This is a genomic window from Allomuricauda sp. TY007 (genome assembly GCF_010468565.1).
Lineage (GTDB): Bacteria > Bacteroidota > Bacteroidia > Flavobacteriales > Flavobacteriaceae > Flagellimonas.
Genome location: NZ_WUEG01000013.1, coordinates 1 through 25,424, shown reverse-complemented (window position 1 = coordinate 25,424; position 25,424 = coordinate 1). Strand labels below are relative to the sequence as shown.

General features: G+C 42.4%; 18 protein-coding genes. 8 read left to right on the top strand and 10 right to left on the bottom strand.

Going from position 1 to position 25,424, the window contains the following annotated elements; genetic code table 11:
- The first annotated feature begins 54 nt into the window (after window positions 1-54).
- The 6 genes from GO009_RS13485 (at window position 55) to GO009_RS13460 (ending at window position 10,592) form a co-directional block, all read left to right on the top strand.
- Window positions 55-1,008 carry a FecR family protein gene (locus GO009_RS13485; protein ID WP_163626775.1) on the top strand — a complete coding sequence of 318 codons (954 nt, stop codon included), beginning with the start codon at window positions 55-57 and terminating at the stop codon, window positions 1,006-1,008.
- Between the two features lie 151 nt (window positions 1,009-1,159).
- Entirely contained in the window at window positions 1,160-4,414 is a 3,255-nt protein-coding gene (locus tag GO009_RS13480; protein WP_163626772.1) for a SusC/RagA family TonB-linked outer membrane protein, read from the top strand.
- A gap of 17 nt (window positions 4,415-4,431) precedes the next feature.
- On the top strand, window positions 4,432-6,177 hold the full coding sequence (locus GO009_RS13475) for a RagB/SusD family nutrient uptake outer membrane protein (protein WP_163626770.1): 1,746 nt from the start codon (window positions 4,432-4,434) through the stop codon (window positions 6,175-6,177).
- A gap of 80 nt (window positions 6,178-6,257) precedes the next feature.
- On the top strand, window positions 6,258-7,388 hold the full coding sequence (locus GO009_RS13470) for an alkaline phosphatase (RefSeq protein ID WP_163626768.1): 1,131 nt from the start codon (window positions 6,258-6,260) through the stop codon (window positions 7,386-7,388).
- On the top strand, window positions 7,385-9,154 hold the full coding sequence (locus tag GO009_RS13465; RefSeq protein ID WP_163626766.1) for an alkaline phosphatase: 1,770 nt from the start codon (window positions 7,385-7,387) through the stop codon (window positions 9,152-9,154). Before GO009_RS13470 ends, GO009_RS13465 begins: the two co-directional genes overlap by 4 nt.
- A 166-nt stretch (window positions 9,155-9,320) precedes the next feature.
- Window positions 9,321-10,592, top strand: coding sequence for a mechanosensitive ion channel family protein (locus GO009_RS13460; protein ID WP_163626764.1), 1,272 nt, complete (start codon window positions 9,321-9,323; stop codon window positions 10,590-10,592).
- A 2-nt stretch (window positions 10,593-10,594) separates the two neighbouring features.
- Here GO009_RS13460 and deoD read toward each other — a convergent pair whose 3' ends face one another.
- From deoD to GO009_RS13440, 4 genes are all read right to left on the bottom strand, one after another.
- The gene (gene deoD, locus GO009_RS13455; protein WP_163626762.1) at window positions 10,595-11,299 is read right to left on the bottom strand and encodes a purine-nucleoside phosphorylase; all 705 of its coding nucleotides are present in this window, start codon (window positions 11,297-11,299) and stop codon (window positions 10,595-10,597) included.
- A 10-nt stretch (window positions 11,300-11,309) separates the two neighbouring features.
- Window positions 11,310-11,951 carry a deoxyribose-phosphate aldolase gene (gene deoC / locus GO009_RS13450; protein ID WP_163626761.1) on the bottom strand — a complete coding sequence of 214 codons (642 nt, stop codon included), beginning with the start codon at window positions 11,949-11,951 and terminating at the stop codon, window positions 11,310-11,312.
- Between the two features lies 1 nt (window position 11,952).
- Window positions 11,953-12,357: a hypothetical protein gene (locus tag GO009_RS13445; protein ID WP_163626760.1), complete on the bottom strand. Its 405-nt coding sequence runs from the start codon at window positions 12,355-12,357 to the stop codon at window positions 11,953-11,955.
- 152 nt (window positions 12,358-12,509) lie between these two features.
- Window positions 12,510-13,568: a PAS domain S-box protein gene (locus tag GO009_RS13440; RefSeq protein ID WP_163626759.1), complete on the bottom strand. Its 1,059-nt coding sequence runs from the start codon at window positions 13,566-13,568 to the stop codon at window positions 12,510-12,512.
- 595 nt (window positions 13,569-14,163) lie between these two features.
- Here GO009_RS13440 and GO009_RS13435 point away from each other — a divergent pair.
- On the top strand, window positions 14,164-19,305 hold the full coding sequence (locus tag GO009_RS13435) for a gliding motility-associated C-terminal domain-containing protein (protein WP_163626758.1): 5,142 nt from the start codon (window positions 14,164-14,166) through the stop codon (window positions 19,303-19,305).
- Window positions 19,306-19,338: 33 nt separating this feature from the next.
- Complete coding sequence (locus GO009_RS13430) at window positions 19,339-20,229, top strand: type IX secretion system membrane protein PorP/SprF (protein WP_163626757.1); 891 nt, start codon at window positions 19,339-19,341, stop codon at window positions 20,227-20,229.
- Window positions 20,230-20,588: 359 nt separating this feature from the next.
- On the opposite strand, the gene GO009_RS13425 is transcribed toward GO009_RS13430, so the two are convergent.
- The 6 genes from GO009_RS13425 to GO009_RS13400 all read right to left on the bottom strand — a co-directional run bounded on the left by GO009_RS13425 (window position 20,589) and on the right by GO009_RS13400 (window position 25,029).
- Entirely contained in the window at window positions 20,589-21,086 is a 498-nt protein-coding gene (locus GO009_RS13425; protein ID WP_163626756.1) for a VOC family protein, read from the bottom strand.
- Window positions 21,087-21,265: 179 nt separating this feature from the next.
- Complete coding sequence (locus GO009_RS13420) at window positions 21,266-22,282, bottom strand: TQO small subunit DoxD (protein ID WP_163626755.1); 1,017 nt, start codon at window positions 22,280-22,282, stop codon at window positions 21,266-21,268.
- A gap of 6 nt (window positions 22,283-22,288) precedes the next feature.
- Complete coding sequence (locus GO009_RS13415) at window positions 22,289-22,705, bottom strand: DsrE family protein (RefSeq protein ID WP_239057470.1); 417 nt, start codon at window positions 22,703-22,705, stop codon at window positions 22,289-22,291.
- A gap of 6 nt (window positions 22,706-22,711) precedes the next feature.
- Complete coding sequence (locus GO009_RS13410; RefSeq protein WP_163626754.1) at window positions 22,712-23,110, bottom strand: DoxX family protein; 399 nt, start codon at window positions 23,108-23,110, stop codon at window positions 22,712-22,714.
- A 68-nt stretch (window positions 23,111-23,178) separates the two neighbouring features.
- A complete protein-coding gene (locus GO009_RS13405) occupies window positions 23,179-23,556 on the bottom strand; it encodes a hypothetical protein (protein WP_163626753.1) in 378 nt (125 codons plus the stop codon).
- 207 nt (window positions 23,557-23,763) lie between these two features.
- Window positions 23,764-25,029, bottom strand: a complete 1,266-nt coding sequence (locus GO009_RS13400) for an IS256 family transposase (protein WP_163626752.1) — start codon at window positions 25,027-25,029, stop codon at window positions 23,764-23,766.
- Between the last annotated feature and the right edge of the window lie 395 nt (window positions 25,030-25,424).

Sequence of the window (25,424 nt, the reverse complement as noted above, 5' to 3'; positions counted from 1 at the left end):
TTTGAGTGTGCGTCCCTGTGCGTTTGTGGTACTAGTAGTTGAAACGGACATACAATGACTGAAAATGAGATCAAAGATTTGATGAAAAAATACCTTAATGGTACCATTACCAAAAAGGAAGAATCGATTCTGGAGGAGTTCGACCATAGGTTGCTTTCCCGGAACCATCAAAGCGTATTTAAAAATCCAAAACACAAAAAGAAGATTGGTCAAAAACTGATCAGGGACATCAATACTTCCAAAAGGAGACCAATTCTAAAATGGAGCGGTGTGGCAGCTTCATTAGCTTTGTTGATCGGGCTTGGGTATATGGCTTACACTTTCACACAACATAAGGAAGTCTTGAAGCCCATCGTCCAAATAACAAAGAGCACGGATTGGGGACAAAAATTGAATCTGGTTTTGGCCGATGGCACCGAAGTGTACCTAAACTCGGGCAGTACCATAAAGTTCCCTAAACTATTCGAAGCCGATAAGCGGGTAGTGGAGTTGGATGGTGAAGCCTTTTTTGATGTGGCAGAAAACCTGGATAAACCCTTCATCATAAAATCTGGAGAGGTGGAGACCACAGTTTTGGGAACATCTTTCAATGTAAATACCTATTCCGAAAGCAATCAAGTGGCCGTAACCGTAGCCACGGGAAAAGTAAAGGTGGCTTCTAAGGAAAAGGAAATCTTCTTGATGCCAAACGAACAAGGTGTGTTCGATAAGCAATCAAAATCCATTTCAAAGAAAAAAATTGATATCGCTGCATTACTACATTGGAAAGATGGTGTCATTCATTTTGAAGATGCAGAACTCTCCGAAGTACTCGAGACTTTGGAACGATGGTATGGGGTGACCTTTTTGGTAGATAATAAAAACATCGGGGAGTGCCATCTTACAGCATCATATAACAACGAAAGGTTGAGTGCCATCCTAGAAAGCATAGTTTATGCGAAAAAGGGAATAAGCTATGAGTTCCTGAACAGCAAAAAAATTCAATTAAAGGGAAAATGTACAGACTAAAACCATACTGAAACCAAACATCAATAAACTATGACATAGAAACAAACTCATTAAAAAAGAGACAGCCCATTACACTTTGGCGAGCGGAAATAGGCTGTCGATAGTTCAATAATTACAAATAATCATAACCATTTAAACATTATGTGAAATTATGAATTCACTAACTATTAAACAATTAATCAAGTTGACATTCCATACATTTTGCTTTCTGATTGTTTTGTCCCTGCTGAATCCGGTGCTTGCTGCCGATGCCAGAGGTCAGAATTTGGAGAGTTTTAAGGTGGATCTGTCCGTGGACGACGCCACCGTAGTAGATGTGCTGAGACAAATAGAAGACCAAACGGACTTCAAATTTGTGTATGACCGCAAAGTGGATAGGTTGCAGAATACCTATAACATTGCGTACCAAAACGTTTCATTGAAATCTGTTTTGGAATTGATGGCCAAAGACGCCGACCTTACTTTTAGAAGAATAAACAATACCATTTCCATAGATGTAAAGCCCAAAGCACCTAAACGAGTGGTTGAAGTGGTTTTTCTGACAGTTACTGGGCAGGTAACCGATGAAAACGGAGTTCCCTTGGCAGGTGCATCCGTAATGGAAAAAGGCAAGGGCAACGGTACCATTACCGATTTTGATGGAAATTACACCATTGAGGTCGAGGAAGATGCCGTGCTTCAGGTTTCTTATCTAGGGTACAAATCGCAAGAAGTTGCGGTAAACGGGCAGAGTACTATCAATGTACAGCTGCTCCAAGATGCCACCATGCTGGAAGATGTTGTTGTGGTTGGATATGGAACCCAAAGAAAAACGGATGTAACCGGTTCCATTGCCTCGGTGGACAGTGAGGATTTTAACAAAGGAATTGTAATGAACCCAGGTCAGCTTTTACAAGGTAAGGTTGCCGGTGTAAATATTTCCAACGTAAGCGGTGAACCGGGTGCACAACAAGATGTGATCATTCGGGGCGTAGGTAGTCTTCGTTCCGGAACAACGCCATTATATGTAATTGACGGATTTGCTCTGGACAATACCAGTACCGGGGTGCCGACCAACCCGTTGAACTTCATCAATCCACAGGATATTAAAAGTATCGATGTTTTAAAGGATGCCTCTGCTGCAGCCATTTATGGGGCTAGGGCAGCCAATGGTGTAATTGTGATCACCACAAAAAGGGGCAAGGCCGGAAGGACCCAAATGGATTTGAACGTGTCCACTGGTTTTTCGAGCTTGGCCAATCAAGTGGATGTTTTCTCTGCAAATCAATTTAGACAAGAGGTTGTTGCCGCAGGCGGTACTTTGGATGATGGCGGGGCCAATACCAATTGGCAAGATGCGCTTAGCAGAACCGGGTTTACCAAGAATGTGAACTTGGCCATGAGCGGAGCATCCGAGCAATTTTCGTACCGTGCCTCTTTGGGAGTTAATGACCAAGAAGGAATTCTTAGGGGCAATGACCTAAAGCGTTATTCAGGTCGATTGAACCTTACTCAAAGAGCATTCAACAATCGATTAAAAGTCGAGTTTAATATGACGGCAACTCGCACAGAGAACCTACGCGCCGATTCTGATGCCATAGTAAGGGATATGCTTCAGTTGAACCCTACCTTGCCATTGTATGTTGATGGTGAGCCAGCTTTATTGGACAATATGCTCAACCCTTTGACAAGGGAGCGAATTTATAGTGATGATGCCATCAACCATCGCATTTTGGCCAACCTTGCGCCATCCTTTGAAATAGTAAAGGGACTTACCTATAAGTTGAACTTGGGTGTGGATTACTCCTCCACTGAAAGGGATGTACAGTACAAACCCTATTCTTTGCTGGAAGGTTATAGTAGAGGGGAGCTCAACAGTATTTACACTACCAATAAGAATAGCCTTATCGAGAATACCTTGACGTACAACCTCTTGACCGAAAGGCATAATTTTACTTTCCTAGTGGGGCATACCTACCAAGAAACCTTTGTGCATCAAAAGAGTTTTGAAATGGAAGAGTTTTCGGATAATGGTATCGATCCAAAATACCAAGATCAGATAAGTTCTGAGGAAACACCGACCTACATGAACACCTATGCCACCAAAAATGAGCTGCAATCGTTCTTTGGAAGGGCCAATTATGTGTTTGACAATAAGTATATGTTGACCGCCACAATGAGAGCGGATGGTTCATCCAAGTTCGGAGGTAACAACAAATACGGATACTTTCCTTCCGTAGCAGCAGGTTGGAACATTATGAACGAGGAGTTCATGAGAGAAAATGCAACGATCAACAACTTGAAGTTGAGAGCGAGTTGGGGTAAGACAGGTAACCAGGAAATCCCATCAAAAATCACCAAGCGAAGCTTTACCGATAGTAGGGACAATAACGATTCCTATCCGCTGAACGGTGACGAAAGCACATTGGCTGATTACCCATACGGAACCATTTACACCCGTTTGGCCAATCCGGATATCCAGTGGGAAGTATCACAGCAGACCAACATCGGTTTGGACTTTGGTCTTTTCAATAACCGTTTGTCCGGTAGTTTGGATTACTTTAATAAAGTATCCGAGAATATTTTGTTGGAGGTAACTCCAGCTGACCCGGTTCAGCCTACCGATAAATATTGGACGAACATTCCCGATATGGAAATCAAAAACAACGGTATTGAATTCGCATTGGATTATAAAAGTGATTATACAAAGGATTTCTCCTATAACATCGGAGGTAATTTGGCCTATACCAAGAACGAAGTATCCAATTCCCCTTACGAGGTGCTGACCACAGGGGCGGCACAGGGAGCAGGTCAGACCGATGCCACGATAAATGGTAATATCAACGGTGAACCTATTGGAGCTTTTTATATGCAAGAGTTTATGGGAATAGGAGAAGATGGTTTGAGTATACTTTCCGAAGACAGAAAAGTAGTGGGAAGTGCACTGCCGGATTTGATCTATGCCTTTTACCTGAATTTCAATTACAAGAATTTTGATCTTGGGTTGAATTTTAATGGAGTATCCGGAAACAAGGTCTATAACCACACTGCCATGTCATTGTTCAGCAAGGGGCTTTTGAGCTCCAATTTCAATACCACATCCATCGCCACGCAGTTCCCCAATGAGGATATCACCAATTCCAATGCCGTTTCTACCCGATACCTGGAAAATGGTGATTTCTTGAGATTGAACAATGCAACCTTGGGGTATAACCTAAACCCGGAACTGATTGGGCTTGATGGGTTGGTCAACACGATCCGCTTGTCCGTTACGGGGCAAAACTTGTTTGTGATTACGGATTACAGTGGTTTTGATCCCGAGATCAATTCGAACTTGACCGTTGACGGGATACAGACCTTTGGGATTGATTATTTCAATTACCCTAAAACAAGAACACTTGTATTTGGCTTAAACGTATCATTCTAATAAAAAAAACTTCAAAAATGAAGCATAAAATAATAATCGCACTGTTCGGAATAGGCTTGTTGTCCAATATAAGCTGTACCGATTTAGAAGAAGAAGTTATTGATGAATCCTTGGAAGGTAGTGGTCAGGCAGAGGCCATCAGTGGGGCCATTGCTCCTGCGTATGGACAAATTGCCTGGACTTGGAGGCATACCAATTATTTTGGATTGCAGTTGATTCCTTCGGATGAGGCCATTTTGCCATACCGTGGAGGAACGGACTGGTACGATAACGGAAAGTTTTTGGAAGCACACCGCCATACTATTGCCCCAAGTAACAGCTTGGTAGGGAGCTCTTGGAACGAAGTGACACGAAATATTTCCAGGGCCATCACCGCTATCGAAGTATTGCAGCCATTGGCAGATCAAGGGAATACCGAGGCAGAAGGTGCATTGCACGAAATGATAGCCCTTAGGGCATATTTAAACATGCTGACCTTGGATAGTTGGGGGTTGGCCTTTAGGAAAGAAGCCTCGGGAGAACTTGCCGAAGTAATCCGGGGACAAGAAGCCATTGATTACATCGAGAGTGAACTGCTTTCCGTTGTTGATGTGATAAATGCCAGCAGAGGGCCGGGAAGAATTACCCAATCCGCTGTTTGGGGATTTTTGGCGAGATTGAACCTGAATGCCGCAGTGTATCGCGACCCTTATGGAACTCCTGATTTTACCACAGAGGACATGAACAAGGTGATAGAGTACACCGATAAGATTGTCAATTCTGGAATGTACTCATTGTCGCCTGAGTATTTTGAGCTTTTCAATGATGAAAACCACGATAACCCAGAGTTGATCTTTGCTTTGGACCAGCGCGGTGTCATGAACAATGAACACAGCCGTTGGGCCTATTGGTCCTTGGCAGGGTCTTGGTATCCCAGACCGGAATATCCTGATGCGGATGGAACCGACGGGCCGGCCATTACCCCCGATTTTTATCAAACTTGGGTGGATGCTTATGGAGATGTAGATCCAGCGGAGGCAGATGCAAGGTTTTATAAGGAGAATCAAATCATACCAGCCGAGCTTCAGGATTTGACCGGAGTTTCACCTGAGAACGATGCAAATCATTACTACTGTATGTCCGCAGAGGATTTTGAAATCAACAGGGGGATTATCCGAGGTGTGATCTGGGGACCACGTAAAGATGAAAATGGTGCTTTTTATACTTGTGATGGAGGGTACCGAATTTACCCTGTGATCCAAAGAAAGGGCAATGGACCCGATAAGGATGTGGATTATGTGAACCATACCTTGCAAGTGGACTTTACCAACGAAGGTAGATTGCACAGGAACGGTTATCGCGTATCCAAATACCAGTTTAGCCGCACCTCTAACGATGGTAACAACTATAGTAGCGTTGACCTTGTCTTGATGCGTTTGGCGGAAATCTATTTGATGCGAGCCGAAGCCAAATTAAGAATAGGGGACAATGCAGGTGCTTTGGCCGATGTAAATACAGTTAGGACGTCAAGGACTGCGCGCCCAGAACAAACCCCGAAAGCATTGCCGTCCATTGATTTGGATATACTCTACCGCGAACGTGGTTTTGAACTGTACTGGGAAGGTTTCCGAAGAAGCGACCAGATTAGGTTTGGTCGTTACGAAGATACTTGGACAGAAAAAACAGACGACAACGTATACCACAGATTGTTCCCGATTCCTCAGGATGCCATAGATGGTGCATCCAATGTTGCAGGATATTTGGAACAGAATGAAGGATATTGATCAGGTGTATTTTTTAGCTGAGCGGCAAGTTGGTTTTCCACTTGCCGCTTACATTTTTAATAAATCAAAAGAACAGAAGTATGAGAATTTCATTGCAGGCATTTGTGGTTTTATGGGGGGCGCTTGTTTTTGTTGGGTGCAATTCATCAAAAAAAGAAGCGGAGCCCTTAGAAACAGCGAAAGAGGAACCCTTGAACATTATTTTCATGATTGGTGACGGAATGGGTGTGCCACAGGTATCATCCGCCTATTATTTTGGTGATAGCTTGCCGAATTTTTCACGGTTCAAACAAATTGGGTTTCACCAAACATCCGCCACAGATTACACAATTACCGATTCGGCCGCAGGGGCCACTGCCTTCTCCACTGGTGAGAAAACCTATAATAGGGCCATAGGGGTTTCCGTTGATTCACTTCCGCAGGAAACTATTTTGGAACGGCTTCAGGGGGAAGGGTACCAAACTGGATTGATCAGTCTTACCACGATCACCCATGCCACTCCGGCCAGTTTTTATGCCCATGTTCCCGATCGTGACATGCACGAGGAAATTGCATCACAACTGGTCGAATCTAATGTGGATTTCTTTGCCGGGGGAGGTAAAAAATTCTTCAACCAGAGAACAGATGGAAAAAATCTTTTTGAAGAATTGGTGGACAAAAACTATCATTTGGATACTTTAGAACTTTCGGAAACCATAAAAGGTAAAAAAAATGCCTACGTGCTGGCCGATGATGGGATTCCGTCAAAAATTGATGGGCGGGGCGATTATTTGTCAGAAGCAACTACAATGGCCTTGAATTACTTTGATCAAAGGGAAGAACCGTTTTTTATGATGGTGGAAGGCTCTTATATTGACTGGGGCGGACATGCCGAAAATGCAGAGATGATGATTTCCGAAGTAGCGGATTTTGATAAGACCTTGGGCGTTGTACTGGATTATGTGGAAGCGCACCCGAATACCTTATTGGTGGTTACTGCGGATCACGAGACCGGAGGTGTGAGTATCGGGAAACATTATGAGGTAGACAAGAGTACAGGTAAGAAAAAGGAAGTGCCGGAAAAGGTAACCGTTTACTTCAATTCCAATCAGCATAGCGGAGAGCTTATCCCTGTTTTTGCCAAGGGCAAGGGAGCGGAAAACTTTCAGGGCATCTATGAAAACAATGAGATTTACCACAAAATGATCAACGCTATAAATCAAGCAAAATGAAAAAGAGAACAGCCTTTTTACTACTAGTGGGATTGATTTTCTTCATTACGGGGAAAATCTTTTCACAAACCGATTATAAAGTCCACTCCCATAACGATTATGCCCAAAAAATGCCATTTTGGTATGCCTACAGCAATGGAGCATTATCCATAGAGGCCGATGTGTTTTTAAAAAACGACTCCCTCTACGTTACCCATGCCGAAGATGAAATAGTTGAAGGGAAAACTTTGGGCAAATTGTATTTGGATAGGCTCAGTAGTTTGGAAAAATCAGGAGAACTTAGGGAACTCCAGTTGCTAATCGACCTAAAGTCTGAGGCATACACCACATTGGATAAACTTGAAGAAGTGTTGAAAAAATATCCAAGCTTGGTAAACAACGGCAAAGTCAAGTTTGTGATTTCGGGCAATCGTCCTAAATCTGAAGAGTACAGGAATTACCCTGATTTTATTTGGTTCGACCATCAAAATTTGGGCGAGTTGAACAAGATTGACTTGGATAAGGTCGCTCTGGTAAGTTCTAGCTATAAAAAATATTCCGTTTGGAATGGCTACGGTCGGATGACAGCTCTTGATCTGGAGAAAGTGAAAAGGGCCATAAGTTTGGCAAAGGCATCAGGGAAGCCGTTCAGGTTTTGGTCTACACCAGATACCAAAACAGCTTGGGCTCGTTTGGCAAGATTGGGTGTGGATTATATAAATACGGACCAGCCCGCTTTGGCGAAACAGTATTTGGATAAATTGGATGAAAACACTTTCAATTTAGAAAAAACGGTTGGGGTGTATCAACCCAAATATGAATATGATGTTGATTCCAAACCGACCAACATCATTTTAATGATAGGCGATGGCAATGGATTGGCGCAAATTAGCTCGGCCATGATTGCCAATCGGGGCAAACTAACCCTGACCGGATTAAAAAACATTGGACTGGTAAAAACCGCCTCGCATGATGATTTGATTACCGACTCTGCTGCAGGAGGAACCGCAATGGCAACGGGCAAAAAGACCAATAACAGGGCTATAGGCACTGGGCCACAGGCTGAGCCCCTGACAAATTTAGTGGATGTGATGAGCAAAAAAGGTTTCAATACGGCGATAGTTACCACAGATGCAATTTATGGAGCAACTCCCTCTGCTTTTTATGCCCATCGAGTTGAACGGAACGATACACAAGGAATCGTTGAGGATTTGAAAAAAAGCAAGTTGGATTTCTTTATGGCAGGCGGAGAAAAGGAAAAGAATGCCATTGAGCAGGTATTTACAACTCAGGAGTTGGAACCATTCAAGGATTTTAAAGAGCCCACGGGAATTTACCTTGGCGATAACAAAGCACCTTCCGTTGCAGATGGTAGGGGAGGGACCCTGCCCAGAGCCGTGACCAAGTCCTTGGATGTGTTGGAAAGCAATGCCGAACCTTTTTTCTTGATGGTCGAGGCCGCCCAAATAGATAACGGGGGGCACTCCAACAGTACTAGCGGTATTATTCAAGAAATGTTGGATTTTGACCAAGCCATTGCCGAGGCATTAAAATTTGCCGATGCCAACAAAAATACATTGGTGATCATTACAGCTGATCACGAAACCTCTGGTTTTGGAATCGTGGGGGGCAACATGGAAGAGGGTATCGTTCAAGGTGATTTTTTAACCGTGGACCACACAGGAATTATGGTGCCTTTGTTTGCATACGGACCAAAAGCCGAAAATTTCAATGGTATTTATGAAAATACCGAGGTTTTCGATAAAATTCTAAAATTATTGGAATAAAATAAGGTCAATGGTACTTGATGAATCGTTAAGTGCCATTGATTTTTAATGAAATCATTCCAAAGCCAAACATCCATTGGCACTCCTGAAAAAATGATGATTCACTTATACCGGGAGCAAGATTAGATTCTGTAATTTTGTACCTTATTTCTTTCAACTGGAAATTATGGACAAAGACCTGGGCCGCTTACTTTACAATTATTTATTGGAGACAGGGATGAATGAGAGCTTGGCAGCATACATCAACCTATTTGTGTTGATGATCGTTGTGCTTGTGCTTGCTTTTTTGTTGGATTTGCTTATTTGGAAGGTATTGCGTGCCTTGTCCGTAAGATTGGCCAGAAAATCCATCAACAATTTTGATAATTTTTTGGTGGCGCACAGAGTGCCCCGGTATGTGGCTCATATTGTTCCTTTGACAATCTTGTTGGAGTTTGTTCCGATAGCCTTTGCAGATTTTGATTATGCTGGGGTAATTGCATTAAAGACCATTAAAATACTTTTCGTTTTTTTGACTCTGATTATACTTCGGAAGTTTTTTAAAAGTGTCAATGGGTATTTAAAAACCCGTCCCAAGTTTAAGGACAAGCCCATAAACAGTTATGTTCAGGTATTCATGATTTTTGCATGGGTAGTGGGGGTGCTCACTGTTTTTGCTATTGTCACCGATACTACGGTTTGGAAATTTTTTACCGCATTGGGTGCTGCTTCCGCAGTAGTACTGCTCATTTTTAAGGATTCCATTTTAGGTTTTGTGGCCAGTATTCAGGTTACCATTAACGATATGGTGCGTATTGGGGATTGGATCACATTCGAAAAATATGGAGCCGATGGTGATGTTGTGGAGATTAGCTTGGCCACGGTAAAGGTCCAAAATTTTGATATGACCATAACCACCATACCCACTTATGCCCTTATTTCGGATTCCTTCAAGAATTGGAGGGGCATGCAGGTTTCGGGTGGACGACGGATCAAGAGGTCGTTGATTATTAGGCAAAAGAGTATTCGGTTTTTATCTGAAGAGGAAATAGAAAAGCTTAAAAAAATCCAACTGGTAGAAAATTATATAGGTACAAGAAACGAACAGATCAAGGCCTATAATGAAGAAAACAAAATCAACAAGGAGGTGTTGGTGAACGGAAGAAACCTGACCAACTTTGGCGTTTTCCGAAAATATGTGACCAATTATCTAGAAAATCATTCCGCTATAAACAAGAAAATGACCTTGATGGTACGGCAGTTGCAGCCTACTCCGCAAGGTATTCCTTTGGAAATATATGCCTTTAGTTCGGATAAGCGATGGGAAAATTACGAATATGTGATGGCGGATATTTTTGACCATTTGCTCGCTGCCCTGCCTTATTTTTCGTTGGAACTTTTTGAGTTGCCTGTGGGAAAGGATTATGTTTTTGCCGGAGATGATGAGCCTAAAGCCTAATTTTAGGGCAAAGCAGCCGCCAAGGCAATTTCTACCATATCCTTAAAAGTTGTTTCCCGTGCGTGGGCAGAAAGCCTTTCATCCGTTACCAAGGAATCGGAGATGGTTAAAATAGTCAAAGCCTTAATGTTATATTTTGCCGCAATGGTATATAGCCCAGCGGTCTCCATTTCCACACAAAGCACACCGTATTGGGCCCAAAGCTTGTATTCTTCGGGGTCGTCATTATAAAATTCGTCCGAGGAAAGCACATTGCCTGCTTTTATGGGGATATTGTTTTTTTGGGCATAATTAACGGCTTTTATAAATAGATCAAAATCGGCAGTTGGGGAATAATCCGAGTTGATAAATCTGGAATTGTTCATGCCCGAAGTGGTGGAAGCGGCCATGGCCAAGACCACATCATTGAGTTTTACATCTTCTTGGTAGGATCCTGCAGATCCCACTCGAATAATGTTTTTTACTCCATAATCGTTGATGAGTTCGTGAAAATAGATCATGGCAGACGGCATTCCCATACCGCTACCTTGTACAGAAATCCGTTTGCCTTTGTATGTACCCGTGTAGCCCAGCATTCCGCGTATTTTATTATAGCAAAACGGGTTTTCGAGAAAAGTTTCGGCAATCCATTTGGCCCGCAAGGGGTCGCCCGGCATGAGTACCGTTTCTGCAATTTCTCCTTGTTTGGCTTCTATATGGGTGCTCATTCCTAATTTATTATTGTTCAATTAAAGCAGGGCCTGATGAGGTTCCTATGCGAGATACCCCAAGTTCTATGTATTGTAGGGCTTCTTTCTTTGTTTTTATACCACCGGAAGCTTTTATTTTTAACTTGTTGCCCACAACGCTTTTCATGAGTGCCACGTCATCCAAAGTGGCACCTCCGGTTCCAAACCCAGTGGACGTTTTCACAAAATCCGCCTTTGCATCAACCGCTAGGGTGCAGGCAAGTTTTTTTTCTTCATTGGTCAGGTAGCAGGTTTCTATGATCACTTTCAAAATATTGTTGCCAATCGCTTGTTTTATGGCCCCGATTTCATCTCTAACAGCATCAACCTCTTTTAATTTAAGCCATCCAATATTAATTACCATATCTATTTCGTCTGCACCATTTTTAATGCAGTCCATGGCCTCGAACACTTTTGCCTTGGTAGACATGGCCCCAAGGGGAAAACCGATTACAGCAGCCGTTTTTATTTGACTTCCTTTTAAAACTTCTGTGGCCAAAGGTATATGGCATCCGTTTACACAAACAGCATAAAAACCGTGTTCAATGGCTTCTTTACATAACTTTGTTATGTCGGCTTGGGTGGCGGTGGGTTTTAGATTGGTGTGATCTATATATTTTTCCAAAGACATGTTAATGGTTAAAGAGCTGTTTGAGCTTAGAGATAGCCAACATCTCCGATCTATTTTTCCCAGCAAAGGATTTGGCTATGGATTCGGCGGTTTCAACAACCAACTTTTTGATAGGTTCGGTGAATTTTTCGGGATGTTCTTTATAAAACTCCTTGAATTCCTTGAAATATTCTTCACCATCTTTCTCCTCCCCATTTAACCAATCGAAAACAATTTCTATTTGATAGGCTGCATCGGTATGAAACTCATCTTCAATTTCATCGATATCCAGCCAATGTTGTCGAACATATTTCCGTAACCTTTTTATTTCGACGGGTCTTACATTGTTATCTGCCATGGCCACAGCATAAAACAGCTTGCCAAGGTTTTGGTAGAATTCGTTTCCTATTTTCTCAGAATTTAGCATGGTTATGGTTTTTAAACTCAACTAAAATTATGATTAATCAAATAAGTTTAAAATGACATTTCTCAATTGCTTTTTGAAAAATGTCCCGAATATTATCGTAATTGGTTTGGAAAACAAAGTAGATGGTACGATCAATTTGCAAGCGAGGGGGCTCACGCTTTGAATAGAATTGTAAAGGTGGTCCCTTGGTTAACCTTGCTGTCCACCGAAATACTTCCTCCAAGGCTGGTAACTTGTTCGTGGACCAAATATAAACCAACACCTTTACTGTCTTCGTTGCCATGAAATTTCTCGTTCAACTTAAAAATAAGGGAGCCTACTTTCTCCATATCGAAGCCAAGACCATTGTCCGTATAGGTTAGTTTCTTTTTTCCATTTTCTTGTGCTGTGCTCATTGAGATGATGGGAGGAACACTTGGTCTGGCATATTTAATGGAATTGGTGATTAAATTCAAAAAAATACTTTCCATGTAAATATCCTTGAAATGTACACTAGGCATAGCACTAAAATCTATATGGAATTTAGCACCAGCCCTTTGTATAAGTGAGCTTATAGAGTTTTGGACCTTATCAAAAACATTTTTAAAATCGACATCTTCCAATACCATATCCCGAACGTCCTCTTCGGAATAGGAATCTATATATGCGTTCATGGTATTCTTCAATCCTTCGGCAGATAATTTTATTAGACTGAGTATTTCCTTGGTATCCGCATCATCAATTTTGGTCAAATCCAATAAATTGACCAGGGAAAGCATATTGTTAAGAGGTGATCTAAGATCGTGTGATGTGCTATAGTTCTGTTGCTTAAGCTTTTCATTTACTTTGGAAAGTTGGCTTAAATGCAATATGCGCTCCTTTTCCAGTTTTTTTGTATGCGTAACGTCCTTGGCTATGGCGTAGATCAATCGCTCATTTTCCAATGGTATGGATGTCCAATGAAGCCAGACAATAGCTCCTGACTTGCACACATACCTGTTTTCGAAATTCACCAGTGGAACATTGTTTTTTAGTTCTTCCCTGTGAGCGGCCGTACGTTCCCTATCTTCGTGATAGATGAATTCGGAAATTAATTTTGAGCCCAGCTCTTCTTCAGTATACCCCAATAGCTTTATAAAAGCAGGATTTACTCTCACAAAATACCCATTATAGTCTGCAATACAGAGACAATCCATGGATTGATCAAAAAAAGGTTCTAATTGGGGGTTCATTGTTTTAGTTATGGTTTTTATCATTCCATCTTCCTTTGTGAGAAAACAGGGTCTCTTTTATCAATATATCTAGTCTAGCGGTTAGCTATCCAGTACCAACTTGGACTAAATTATATTTGCATACTTTTTGGTTTTGTAAATGGGAAATGGCAAACATGTCCAATACATTTTTTAACTGAAAAGGCAATGGTACAATGCCACTCTTTTTTACCAGCTCGTTAAAATATAGGGTAAAACAGAAATAAGCAAATACATTTTATTGATCGTCACCAAGGTTGCATCATTTTTTGTAGGGATGGAAGCCTTAATGCAAACCATGCCTTTTTCTGGTAACAGACTAAGAAATAATGGAAGGTATAAAGAATACAAGATATGGAGCTAGAATATGATGCTTTCAGAATTGGTGAATACAAAGCCGACTTACAGCCGGTTCCAAATTGTTTGCATTCAAACAATTATAATTTAACAATATTAAACCTACAAAATATATCAGCTTAAGCATCATAAATATATACATTCACAACATTTATATGTAGGAAAAAGTATAATGTTATAGTATTGCCCTGTTTTAAAAAAAGCTTAACACTTTTCCTTCATGAAAATAACGGCCTACTCTATTTTATTTCTATTATTTTTTAGTATCACTTCATCAATTGTTCATGCTCAGGCACCTTCGGATGAAAATTTTGATGATAACACCAGCTTTGATTTAACCAGTAACGATTTTACACTTGATGGAGTGAGGTATCAGATTTCAGGAAATGGGTCAACCTATCGCCATGCTACATTTAATAATACCTTTAATTTATCAGAGGGTGGAGCGAGTGATTATGCACTTCAATTTGATAAAAATGCTAATGGAGGCATAAGCAGTATTACTATAAGTGCAAGCAACGGTAGTGCATTTCAGATAACTGGAATGTCGATGGATATCTTGTCTGATACCCCTGTTCAAATTACGTCTGATAATGGGGGAAGCTTTAGCTTGAATGCCAATGACGGACCTTATGTTTTTTATCAAAACTATGATTTCACAACACAATCAGGCTTTGATAATATAACGACACTGACCATCTCTGGCACAAATATGGTGGCGGATATTGACGATCTGAATTTTGAGCCAGCCGTTTTACCAGCAACAGCCCCAACCTTAACCTCTTCAGCCGTCTCATCGATCACCGCCACTGGAGCCACTTTCAGCGGCAACGTAACCGATGATGGCGGAGCTACCGTAACCGAGCGCGGTTTTGTTTATTCTACCAACCCCAATCCCACCACATCCGATACAAAAATACAGGTTGGAAGCGGAACGGGGTCATTTTCGGATGCTGTTACCGGGCTTTCCGCAGAAACCACCTATTATGTACGTGCCTATGCCATCAACATCGAAGGCACGAGCTATGGGAGTGATGAGAGTTTTACTACGAGTGCAGCACTTTGCGCTCCAACAATTGGAGTAACGACATTTGACGGAACGAATAATAATGTTGCACCTTATGGAACACTGCCAAGAAGTGGCGTTGTGGATTGTTGGGAATTTACGTCAAATGGAACCGGTAGTGGGTCCATTAATCACAATGGGGCCAATAGCCCATCCAATGTAAATCTATTTACCCAGACCGCTTCTACTATAAGTATTAAAAGTGATGATGGCAGCGAATTTGATCTGAATTCCTTTACAGCGCAGTGGTTCAATTTTGCCGGAACGTATACCATCTCAGCCTATAGAGATGGTAATTTAATTGGGTCAATTACCAGTACTGCAAGTTCAAATTATACACAAGTGGATATTACATCAAACAGTGATTTTAGTAATATCGATGAGTTTATTCTATCTGGTTTTGGTGGCAGTGATGTGACTTTAAACTTAGACCAGATTTCCATAGCTTCGCCATCCATAGATGATGCCGACGGTAACCTAACTGCCAGCTCCGGTGTAACCGAACCCGTAGGAATTCCCACTACCGCGAATTCTTCCGCAGCGGCTGTAAATGTGTTTGACTTTAACATCAGTGATGGAGGAGGGGGAGACGGTTTCCCTCTCAATGTATCCTCGATTGATGTAAATGTCTCCGGCACTTCTACAGATACCGAACGCGTAAAAGTAACCTGGCGCTTAGATGGTCCGGATGTTTCCAACGAAACAGGAACCTATAATGCCGGCACAGGTAAAATCACCTTTTCAGGCCTGAATATTTCTGTGGCTGACGGATTCGATGAGACCTATACCGTCAATGCCTATTACAACGACAATACTGGACTTAGTGAAGACCGTACCTTTGTACTTTCTGTGGATGGGGACACCGATTTAACCTTAGTGAACGATGGTTCCAAAACTCAGATGGGTTCAACCTCACCAGTAGCCAATGGCAGCGGCAGCACGATTGATATTACTGCTACACAATTGGCATTCACCACTCAACCAGCTGGCTCGGTATCGGGCAGTGCTTTGAGCACTCAACCTGTGGTCTCCGCACAGGATGCCTTTGGCAATACCGATGTGGATTTTACTGAGACGGTTACTTTAACAGAGGCCAGCGCAGGGAGTCTATCCGGAGATGTTGATATGGTGGCAGTTAGTGGTGTGGCAATCTTTACTGATGTAGTCTATGCGGCAACTTCAGACCAGGAGTCTTTCACGCTCACGGCCAACGATGAAGCTAGTATTGACACCGATTTGCCAACTGTAGATGCAAATTCGGTCACCAGCGATGTCATTGCAATAAAACTCAGCTTTACCACAGAACCGGTCCCAACTTCCGTGCAAGATGGCGTGCAAAGCTCATTTACCACCCAACCCGTTGTTGCGGCCGTGGATTTAAACGACATAGTCGACACCGACTACAGTACAGGTATCACATTAACAGAGACGAACGGGGCAGGGTCGGCAACACTATCGGGTACTGGGGACACCGATGGAGACGAAGCCGCAGTTTCCATATTGCCCTCTTCTGGCGTGGCAACGTTTAACGGATTGCAAATTACCTATAACGTTTCGGGAAGTAGTAATGAGACTTTCAACCTGCGAGCCTCATCCGGAGGATTGACCACCGTCAACAGCACTCAGCTTACGGCTATCGTCAATATAGCTCCAATTGTGGATACCAATACCGGATTAACAATGACAGAAGGAGAAACGGGGAACGTAGACAGTGGCAAATTACACTTTAACGATGATGAAACGATGGATGACGCCCAATTGACGGCAACCATTACAAGCGCTGTTGCATATGGAACATTGTTTCTTGATACCAACCTTAACAATACTTTCGATGCCGGGGAGGAAGAACTCATCGTAAACTCAACATTTACTCAAGATGATATCAACAATAACCGACTCAGGTACACCAATACTGTAGGTAATCAAACTTCAGATAGCTTTGGGTTTACCCTGAGCGACCCAGATGGTGGTGAATTGACAAATCAGACGTTTACAATAACCATCAATTTGCTTGAAATACCAACCGTGACTACCTCAGCCGCTTCAAGTATTACGGAAACCACGGCTACCCTTGGCGGTAATGTAACCGACGATGGTGGAGCCACGGTAACCGAACATGGCTTTGTGTATGCCACCAGCTCCAATCCCACCACTTCCGATACTAAAGTTCAAGTTGGAAGTGGAACCGGTTCATTTTCGGATGCTGTTACCGGACTTTCCGCAGGGACCACATACTACGTTCGCGCCTATGCCATTAATAGCGAAGGGACGAGCTATGGCAGTGAGGTTTCTTTTACGACCACATCTAACGATATGCCTTCAGGTTCTGTAATAACAAACCAGTCTGAATGTATCAACGGTTCGGTTTCGGGACTTGCTTTAACGATTACGGACACTTTTCCGGGGGACAATACATTTGTGGTTAACGCAGCCTCTTCAAATACAAGTGTAGTTGCCAATACGGACATTGTAATTACGGGAAGCGGCAATACCCGCTCTCTAGCAATAACACCTGTATTGGATACGGCAGGAACAAGTACCATCACAGTTTCAATCGAGGATAGTTTAGGAGAAATAGGGACACAAACCTTTGATGTAACCTTTAATGATCTTATTCCGCCCACATTGACCGCTGTATCGGATAGAGAGGAAGATCTGGATGCCAACTGTAATTTTACCGTTCCCGATTATACAGGCCTGACGACCGCAACGGACAATTGCGGAGCAGCAACGGTCACCCAATCGCCAATCGCGGGCACCGTGATCAGTGGGCACGGAACGGTACAAACAATAACATTGACGGCAGATGATGGCAACGGGAATACCGGAAGCACCACTTTTGATGTTACATTGGTGGACGTGACGGCCCCGACTTTGACCACTGTAACGAGTATACAGGAAGACTTAAATGCTAGCTGTGATTTTACCGTTCCAGATTATACTGGCCTGACGACCGCAACGGATAACTGTGGAACAGTGACAGTCACCCAATCGCCGATTGCGGGCACCGTGATCAGTGGGCACGGAACATTACAGACCATTACCCTTACTGCCGATGATGGGAATGGAAATGCCAATAGCACCACTTTCAATATCACATTGGTGGACATTACTGAGCCAACAATTACAACACAGGATGTTACAATTCAATTAAATGACACAGGGTTGGCCAGCATCACAGCAGAAGCCTTCATAGTTGATAGTTATGACAGCTGCGGTATAGCAAGCATAAGTATTGACCGTACGGATTTTGACTGTGCCGATTTAGGGGATTACACCATCATGATAGCAGCAACGGACATTAATGGCAATGTTAAAATGGAAACAGCAATACTTACCTTGACCGGGGAAGATACGGATGGGGATTCCATAGCTGATGCTTGTGACACCGATAATGACAACGACGGTACTCTGGATGACGAGGATGCCTTCCCCTTGGATGAAACAGAGGATACGGACACGGATGGCGACGGAATTGGCAATAACTCCGATACCGATGATGACAACGACGGTACTCCCGATAACGAGGATGCCTTCCCCTTGGATGAAACCGAGGATACGGACACGGATGGCGACGGAATTGGCAATAACTCYGATACCGATGATGACAACGACGGTACTCCGGATAACGAGGATGCCTTCCCCTTGGATCAGACCGAGGATACGGACACGGATGGCGACGGAATTGGCAATAACTCCGACACCGATGATGACAACGACGGTACTCCAGATGATGAGGATGCCTTCCCCTTGGATCAGACCGAGGATACGGACACGGATGGCGACGGTATTGGCAACAATTCCGACACCGATGATGACAACGACGATACTCCAGATGATGAGGATGCCTTCCCGTTGGATGAAACCGAGGATACGGACACGGATGGTGACGGTATTGGCAATAATTCCGATACCGATGATGACAACGATGGGGATTCGGATGAGGATGAACTGGCAAACAATACAGATCCGTTGGACGATACTAGCTTTTTTGTTCCAGAGGAAGATGATATACCAGTGACGCCAACCTTGGTACCTGCCCAGGCCTTTACGCCCAACGGTGACGGCAACAACGATGCCTGGATCATACCTGGGATAGACAACTACCCAAATAATGTGGTGAAAGTCTATAACCGATGGGGACATGAGGTATTGTCCACTAGGTCATACAAAAACGACTGGGAAGGCTTCTACAAGGGCAGAAGTGAAAAACTTCCCGCAGGTTCCTACCTATATGTCATCAATTTAGGTGATGGCTCCGCTCCCTTGCAAGGATGGATATTCATCAACTATTAATGCCAACAGAACAAAAAACACAAGATAAAAGACATGAATTTCATCAATAAAATACAGGTGCTGGCAGTTGCAATGGCGTTCTGTGCCACAATAAACGCCCAACAGGACCCCAACTATACCTTTTACCGCTACAACATGAACATCTACAACCCCGCCTTTGCCGGAAGCTCGGAGGCTGCCGAGCTCTCCTTGGGCATCAGGAGCCAATGGGCGGGTGTTGAAGGTGCTCCCGAGAGCCAAAGTGCTATCTTTGGCATGCCCGTCGGCAGGAACGTGGGGCTTGGCGTTTCCATCCTCAACGACCGTACCTTCATAGAACAGCAGACGTGGATGGCCATCGACATTTCCTACCACATCCAATTGGACGGGGACCACAGGCTCTACTTCGGGATCAAGGGAAGTGCCAACTCCTATGATGCCAACACTAATGGCCTCATTACCTATGGCGTGGGCCAGGATGGCACCTTGATGGACTACGATAGCCGTTTCACCCCCAATGTCGGGGCGGGGGTCTATTTAAAGCACGATAGGTATTTTGCATCCTTATCCGCTCCCAAGCTGCTGACACCTGATCGTTTGCAGGAGCGTGATGGAAATGCCTATTTGGGAACCGACCGTATGCACGCCTACCTCAGTGGGGGGTATACCTTTCTCTTGGGCAAAACCTTGGATTTGAAGACCATGGGGATGTTGCGCTACGTGGATGCTTCCCCCATATCGGTGGAACTGACAGGTATATTGGACTTTGGGGAACGTTTTGAATTTGGTGCTAGCTACAGGTATGATGAAAGTATCAGCGGGCTGTTCCTGTTCAATATCAGCAACGGGTTCAACTTGGGCTATGCCTATGAGACATCCATCCAAAATCCTATTGATGGATTGGACAACAATACCCATGAATTGTTTATGAGATTAAGGATGTAACTGGCTTGGACGGATAACGGGTTTTTTTTCATATTTGGTGAAGTATTAACCTGTTTGGGATAAAATCACCTTTTTACGCAATAGGTCAAGGCAAGGTATAGTAAGGGTGGTTCAGGTGCTACTGTAAATTATAATGGTCCATCTCACCATATATCGGTTAGTGTTCACTTTCAAGGATTTGATAATTCCACTATTTAGCAAAACCCTAGGACGACTTTGAGCTAGGGAAACTGTCTCCGTAAGATGGAGTATTATTGCCAAATCAAGTCAAGTAAATGAACCACGTTGCCTATCCAGAGCCTGTCTGAAAGGCACACTCTGCTATTAAATGACGGAGCCATCCACTCCATTGGCTGTAGTCAATTTATTTCGTTCATTAATCCATCAAGGTCAAGGGGTTTTGTATACATATCCAATGAGCCATCAGATTTTTGTGGCCATTGGTCTTTCGGTTTGTCCCAATATAGTTCAACACCATTACCGTCAGGATCATCTAAATATAAGGCCTCTGAAACACCATGGTCCGAAGCACCTGTCAACGGGTAGTCTGCTTGTTTTAGGCGATAGAGAATAGTTGCAAGGTCTTTTCTTGTTGGATACAGTATTGCCGTATGAAATAGTCCTACCGTATTTCTTGCTGCTGGTGGGGCGTTTTTGCTATACCAAACGTTCAAGCCAATATGGTGGTGGTAGCCTCCTGCCGATATGAAGGCGGCGTCAGTACCATAAGTCGTTGTAAGTTCAAAACCCAATAGTCCGCAGTAGAAGTCGAGTGAGCGCTGTAGGTTGGAAACCTTCAAGTGTACGTGCCCTATTTTTGTGTCCTTTGGTACTTTATAGTTTGTTGTAATATCCATTTGTTTCTCTTTTTTTGTTTACAGCCAATTTGTTTATATCTATAAGTTTCCGCATATACTACCAAATAGGTTGACAGTGCCCAAGTCTTGCCTTTTTATGCAAAGCATGGTCTCCGCTGTTCATAGGCTTGTGTGAACCTGTCCGCCGAAGGAGGGTCGGTTACCAATGTCGGGTTTTGTTATTTTTTGATGGGATGTGTCCAATATGCACCACTTATATCAGTAATTTTAAGCCTGTATGTTCCACTTTCCAAGTCTAATAGGGATTCATTGTCCAAGTTTAATTTTGCTTTGGCTCCCAGGGGTACAATCAGGCTATGTTTTCCTGGTTCAATTTTAGCAATATAATAATTATTGATATCCTCCTGATGTAACTCAGTAAGGTCTTCTTGTGAATATTTAACAATGGTATTGTTTTTTTCATCCATTAATTCAATGGCTATTACCCAAGAGCCATAAACGTCAACACCTTCTGTTCTGAAAACATCAAATGATAGTGTGGATTTTTCAATTTTACCATCTGTAATTTCAAGTTTTGGTTTAACAGACTTATTATGGAGTGTACCCCACAAACCACCGTGAAATACTTGATTCGTTATTAAGGTCATTCCAAGAACAAACAAAGACCCGATCAGTACTACTTTAGGGAAAATACTTTCCTTGACCGGAATGTTACCGGAGCCTAGCCAGGCAAACCATTTCTTTTTGGTTATTGAAAAATTATTGGAAATCAAATAGTTGTCCATAGAATATTTTCCACTTCCTGTTAAGAATAGAACAAATCCTGTTGCTATTCCTAAAACGCCTATTTGCCATTCATCAAGACAGGTTGTGCCAATCCATCCGGAACCTAGAAGTATGCCCATTGCCAGACCAAAAACGCCAATACTCATCAATCTGGTAAAAAGACCAAAAATGATAAATAGTCCGACAATACCTTCTATGATTGTAAAGGCAACCATATTTATCCATAGTATGTCCGGATTTTCCACTAAATATTGAATTATCGGTTTTATACCTAGTGCGTTAGGTAAGAAATGATTGAATTTTTCTCCTATGTAACCTGCTGCTTCCGGGTCTAATTTGTCAGCTAGTATTGTTCTTCTCCAAAAGGCAGAAAAATAAGTCCACCCTATAACCAGCCTTACTGCCAAGGCTAATGATCCGGCATCATTTTTTATATTTGGATTTTTCATTTCTTGTTATATAGTTAAAGTAGTAAACCCTTTTTTAGTAAGTAGTAACCCGTCTAGGATTCCATTTTTAGTTACTTCTATGGACTTAGGTATATCATTGGGGTCTATTCCAAACTTTTTTAATGACAGTCCACATACGAAGACTTTCAAGTTTTGTTTTTTTGCCTGTTTGGTGAGCGAAACGAATTCATTGTTTTTTGAAATGTCCTGAACCGTTTTACCGCAAAAAATCACATAGAACTCGCCATAATTGTTGCCATCTTGCTTTGCCAGTTCGGTTGCTGTCAGCATCACGGGTTTGAGTTGTTGTATGTTCTTTGAAAGCACCAAATAATTATTCTTTTCATGGTTGACTGTTTGTGCTTGTGCAGTTCCTATTGCGAAAAGGAACATTAGCATTGCGATTATTGATATACGTTTCATTGTTTTTTACATTTTGTTTGAATTCATGCTGAAAAAAATAAGACCTCCCAAAATGGCAATGTTCTTAAACAAAGGCCCTAAAGTGGCCGTTTGACCAACTTGTATGGTCAACGTGATAGGTATCAAAACGGCAATTAAAATTATAGCCGAAATTCTTGTTTTAAAGCCTGCCAATAATGCTATGCCGGCGATTAGCATAGCAATTCCTGAAAGTATGACTGCAATTTCAGGGGTTCCCAATATATTGGCCATAAATCCGAAATGGGCACTTTCTATTCTTTGGACTGTTTGCTCCAGTTTAAAGAAATGGCTCGTACTGGCCACTATAAAAATTAAGCTAAGCATTATGCGAAGTATGGCCACGGACAAGTAGCTTACTTCAAGTTTTTTCCCTTGAATTTTCATTGGTAGATATAGATAATTGATTATTAAATACAGTTGGGTAACTGTTTGGTATTAAATGAAATAATCAATTACGAATAGACCTGAATGTTTTGATATAAAATGTAAAGGGGTATGGAAGGAATCAGCTTTGAGTTGCTGAGTTGAAGAGTGCTGTTCGTTTTATATCGAATTGGAAGCTGAAAAGTGAATAATTCCCCATCAACAAAGTTGTCAAGTGCTTTTTTAACCGATGTTGAAGACGAATGGTCAATCCCAGAAACATCAAAAGCCACACAACTTGTAGCCGAAATTGTGGTTTGATTTTTATGTAAGACCTCGGTTGGAGGTACATCCAATTCAGCCTGAATAAAATTCCTGACCTTACAGGGCGAAAGCAAAAGCAGCAATGCCAGTCCAAAGAGGGAAAGGATTGTTTTGTTTTTCTTTATGCCTGGCTTTTCTTTCATTTTTTGCAAATCTAGCAATAACGATTTTATTGCTGTGTTTTAATATGATAATAAAAGTTAAAGTTTGGTTTATGGAGAAAGGGTGATACTGAAGCACCACTCGGTCAGAAGGGTAGCATACAGATGTTCACTGTGGTTTTTGAGGGGCACACTACGTCATTTAATGGCGGGGCCGTCCACTCGATTCTACACCGTTGGGTCTGTAAATTAAACTCTGTCTGATGTTTCAATTCCTCTGGGGCTAGCCCCAGAGGAATTGGCGTTTATGGCCAGCGGTATCCGGTCTCCAAATTTAATATAAAATTGCTGAATCGTGAGGCTCCAATTATGCAAAGGAGCTGTCCATTTCTTCTCGATGTTCCTTGTTGCCAGGTAGACTAACTTGAGTAGTGACATATCATTAGTAAATGCTCCTTTGGTCTTGGTAACTTTCCTGATTTGGCGATGGAAGCCCTCTACGGCATTGGTGGTATAAATAATCTTTCTTATGGGTTCTGTGTACTCGAAATACTGGGAGAGCTGCTCCCAGTTACGCTGCCAGCTTTCAATAACTACAGGATATTTACTTCCCCATTTCTCTTCCAGGTTCAATAGTTCATCTTCGGCTACAGCTTTAGTGACAGCCCTATAGACCTTTTTCAGATCTTTCATAAATTCTTTTTGATCCTTCGAGGCGATATACTTCAATGAATTACGGATTTGGTGTACGATACAAAGCTGAACCTGAGCCTTTGGATAAACGCTCAAGATAGCCTGTGTAAAGCCTTTGAGGTTATCCGTACAAGCAATCAGGATATCTTGTAATCCACGATTATGAAGATCGGTGAGCACCTGTAGCCAGAAATTAGCACCTTCACTTTCAGAAATGTACATCCCCAGGATTTCCTTTTTTCCTTCTTTTGTAATACCCAGGATATTATAGAGTGCTTTATGAGTAATCTTCCCATCCACCTTAACCTTATAATGCATCGCATCAAGCCAGACAATGCAGTATAGCGGTTCTAAAGGACGACTTTGCCAGGCTTTGATATCAGGAATGATCTGATCGGTGATCTGGCTTAAAACTGTATGGGAAATATCAGTGTCGTACATTTCCTTGATATGACCCGAGATGTCACGGTAGCTCATTCCAAGTCCATAAAGACCAATGATTTTTTCTGAAAGATTATCCGCTAGAATAGTCTGCCGTTTTTTTACCAGTTCAGGCTGGAAGCTGCTTTGACGATCTTCAGGGGTTTCAATATCAAAGGAACCAAAGCCACTTTTGAGCTTTTTGTTTCCCTTACCATTGCGCTTATTCCCTTTGGAGCGTTCCTCACTATCCAAATGGGAGTCCATCTCTGCTTGAAGAGCTTTCTCAATAACGTTCTTTAGCATCGGTGCAAAAGCACCGTCTGCTCCAAAAAGGCTCTTGCCAGACATGAACTGGTCAAGTACTTTTTTCTCGAATTCTTGTTGTTCTTTTGTTGTCATAATTCTATCTGAATTAAATTAATAAATAATTCTATTCAGACAGAGTTTATTTTACACCCTCAAAAATCATCTATACATCCACGTGTCCAAAATATCAGAAACGCTTGTGCTGACTTCTTTTTTCAAACGAAGGGATAATTCCTCGTCACTTAGTCTCGCCGTTCTATCCAAATCGGTATTGATTAGAAAATTATGGAGCCTTTCTAATATATGCCGATCACCGGAATCAATAATCGACCTTGCATGTTTGGAAACGCCGGACATAGTATACCACCCTCGCCGGGTTAAAGTGACCATAGCTGGCCGGACGAAAGTGACCCACCCCCGCCGGGCCAAAGTGACCCACCTTTAGATTAGATCTATCTGTAAAAAGTCTAAGTGCTTTTTTTGTTAAA

What these genes read in the sequence shown, in the direction of transcription:
- GO009_RS13485 (WP_163626775.1), top strand. Translation starts at nt 55, where the DNA reads ATGACTGAAAATGAGATCAAAGATTTGATGAAAAAATACCTTAATGGT.
- GO009_RS13480 (WP_163626772.1), top strand. Translation starts at nt 1,160, where the DNA reads ATGAATTCACTAACTATTAAACAATTAATCAAGTTGACATTCCATACA.
- GO009_RS13475 (WP_163626770.1), top strand. Translation starts at nt 4,432, where the DNA reads ATGAAGCATAAAATAATAATCGCACTGTTCGGAATAGGCTTGTTGTCC.
- GO009_RS13470 (WP_163626768.1), top strand. Translation starts at nt 6,258, where the DNA reads ATGAGAATTTCATTGCAGGCATTTGTGGTTTTATGGGGGGCGCTTGTT.
- GO009_RS13465 (WP_163626766.1), top strand. Translation starts at nt 7,385, where the DNA reads ATGAAAAAGAGAACAGCCTTTTTACTACTAGTGGGATTGATTTTCTTC.
- GO009_RS13460 (WP_163626764.1), top strand. Translation starts at nt 9,321, where the DNA reads ATGGACAAAGACCTGGGCCGCTTACTTTACAATTATTTATTGGAGACA.
- deoD (WP_163626762.1), bottom strand. Translation starts at nt 11,299, where the DNA reads ATGAGCACCCATATAGAAGCCAAACAAGGAGAAATTGCAGAAACGGTA.
- deoC (WP_163626761.1), bottom strand. Translation starts at nt 11,951, where the DNA reads ATGTCTTTGGAAAAATATATAGATCACACCAATCTAAAACCCACCGCC.
- GO009_RS13445 (WP_163626760.1), bottom strand. Translation starts at nt 12,357, where the DNA reads ATGCTAAATTCTGAGAAAATAGGAAACGAATTCTACCAAAACCTTGGC.
- GO009_RS13440 (WP_163626759.1), bottom strand. Translation starts at nt 13,568, where the DNA reads ATGAACCCCCAATTAGAACCTTTTTTTGATCAATCCATGGATTGTCTC.
- GO009_RS13430 (WP_163626757.1), top strand. Translation starts at nt 19,339, where the DNA reads ATGAATTTCATCAATAAAATACAGGTGCTGGCAGTTGCAATGGCGTTC.
- GO009_RS13425 (WP_163626756.1), bottom strand. Translation starts at nt 21,086, where the DNA reads ATGGATATTACAACAAACTATAAAGTACCAAAGGACACAAAAATAGGG.
- GO009_RS13420 (WP_163626755.1), bottom strand. Translation starts at nt 22,282, where the DNA reads ATGAAAAATCCAAATATAAAAAATGATGCCGGATCATTAGCCTTGGCA.
- GO009_RS13415 (WP_239057470.1), bottom strand. Translation starts at nt 22,705, where the DNA reads ATGAAACGTATATCAATAATCGCAATGCTAATGTTCCTTTTCGCAATA.
- GO009_RS13410 (WP_163626754.1), bottom strand. Translation starts at nt 23,110, where the DNA reads ATGAAAATTCAAGGGAAAAAACTTGAAGTAAGCTACTTGTCCGTGGCC.
- GO009_RS13405 (WP_163626753.1), bottom strand. Translation starts at nt 23,556, where the DNA reads ATGAAAGAAAAGCCAGGCATAAAGAAAAACAAAACAATCCTTTCCCTC.
- GO009_RS13400 (WP_163626752.1), bottom strand. Translation starts at nt 25,029, where the DNA reads ATGACAACAAAAGAACAACAAGAATTCGAGAAAAAAGTACTTGACCAG.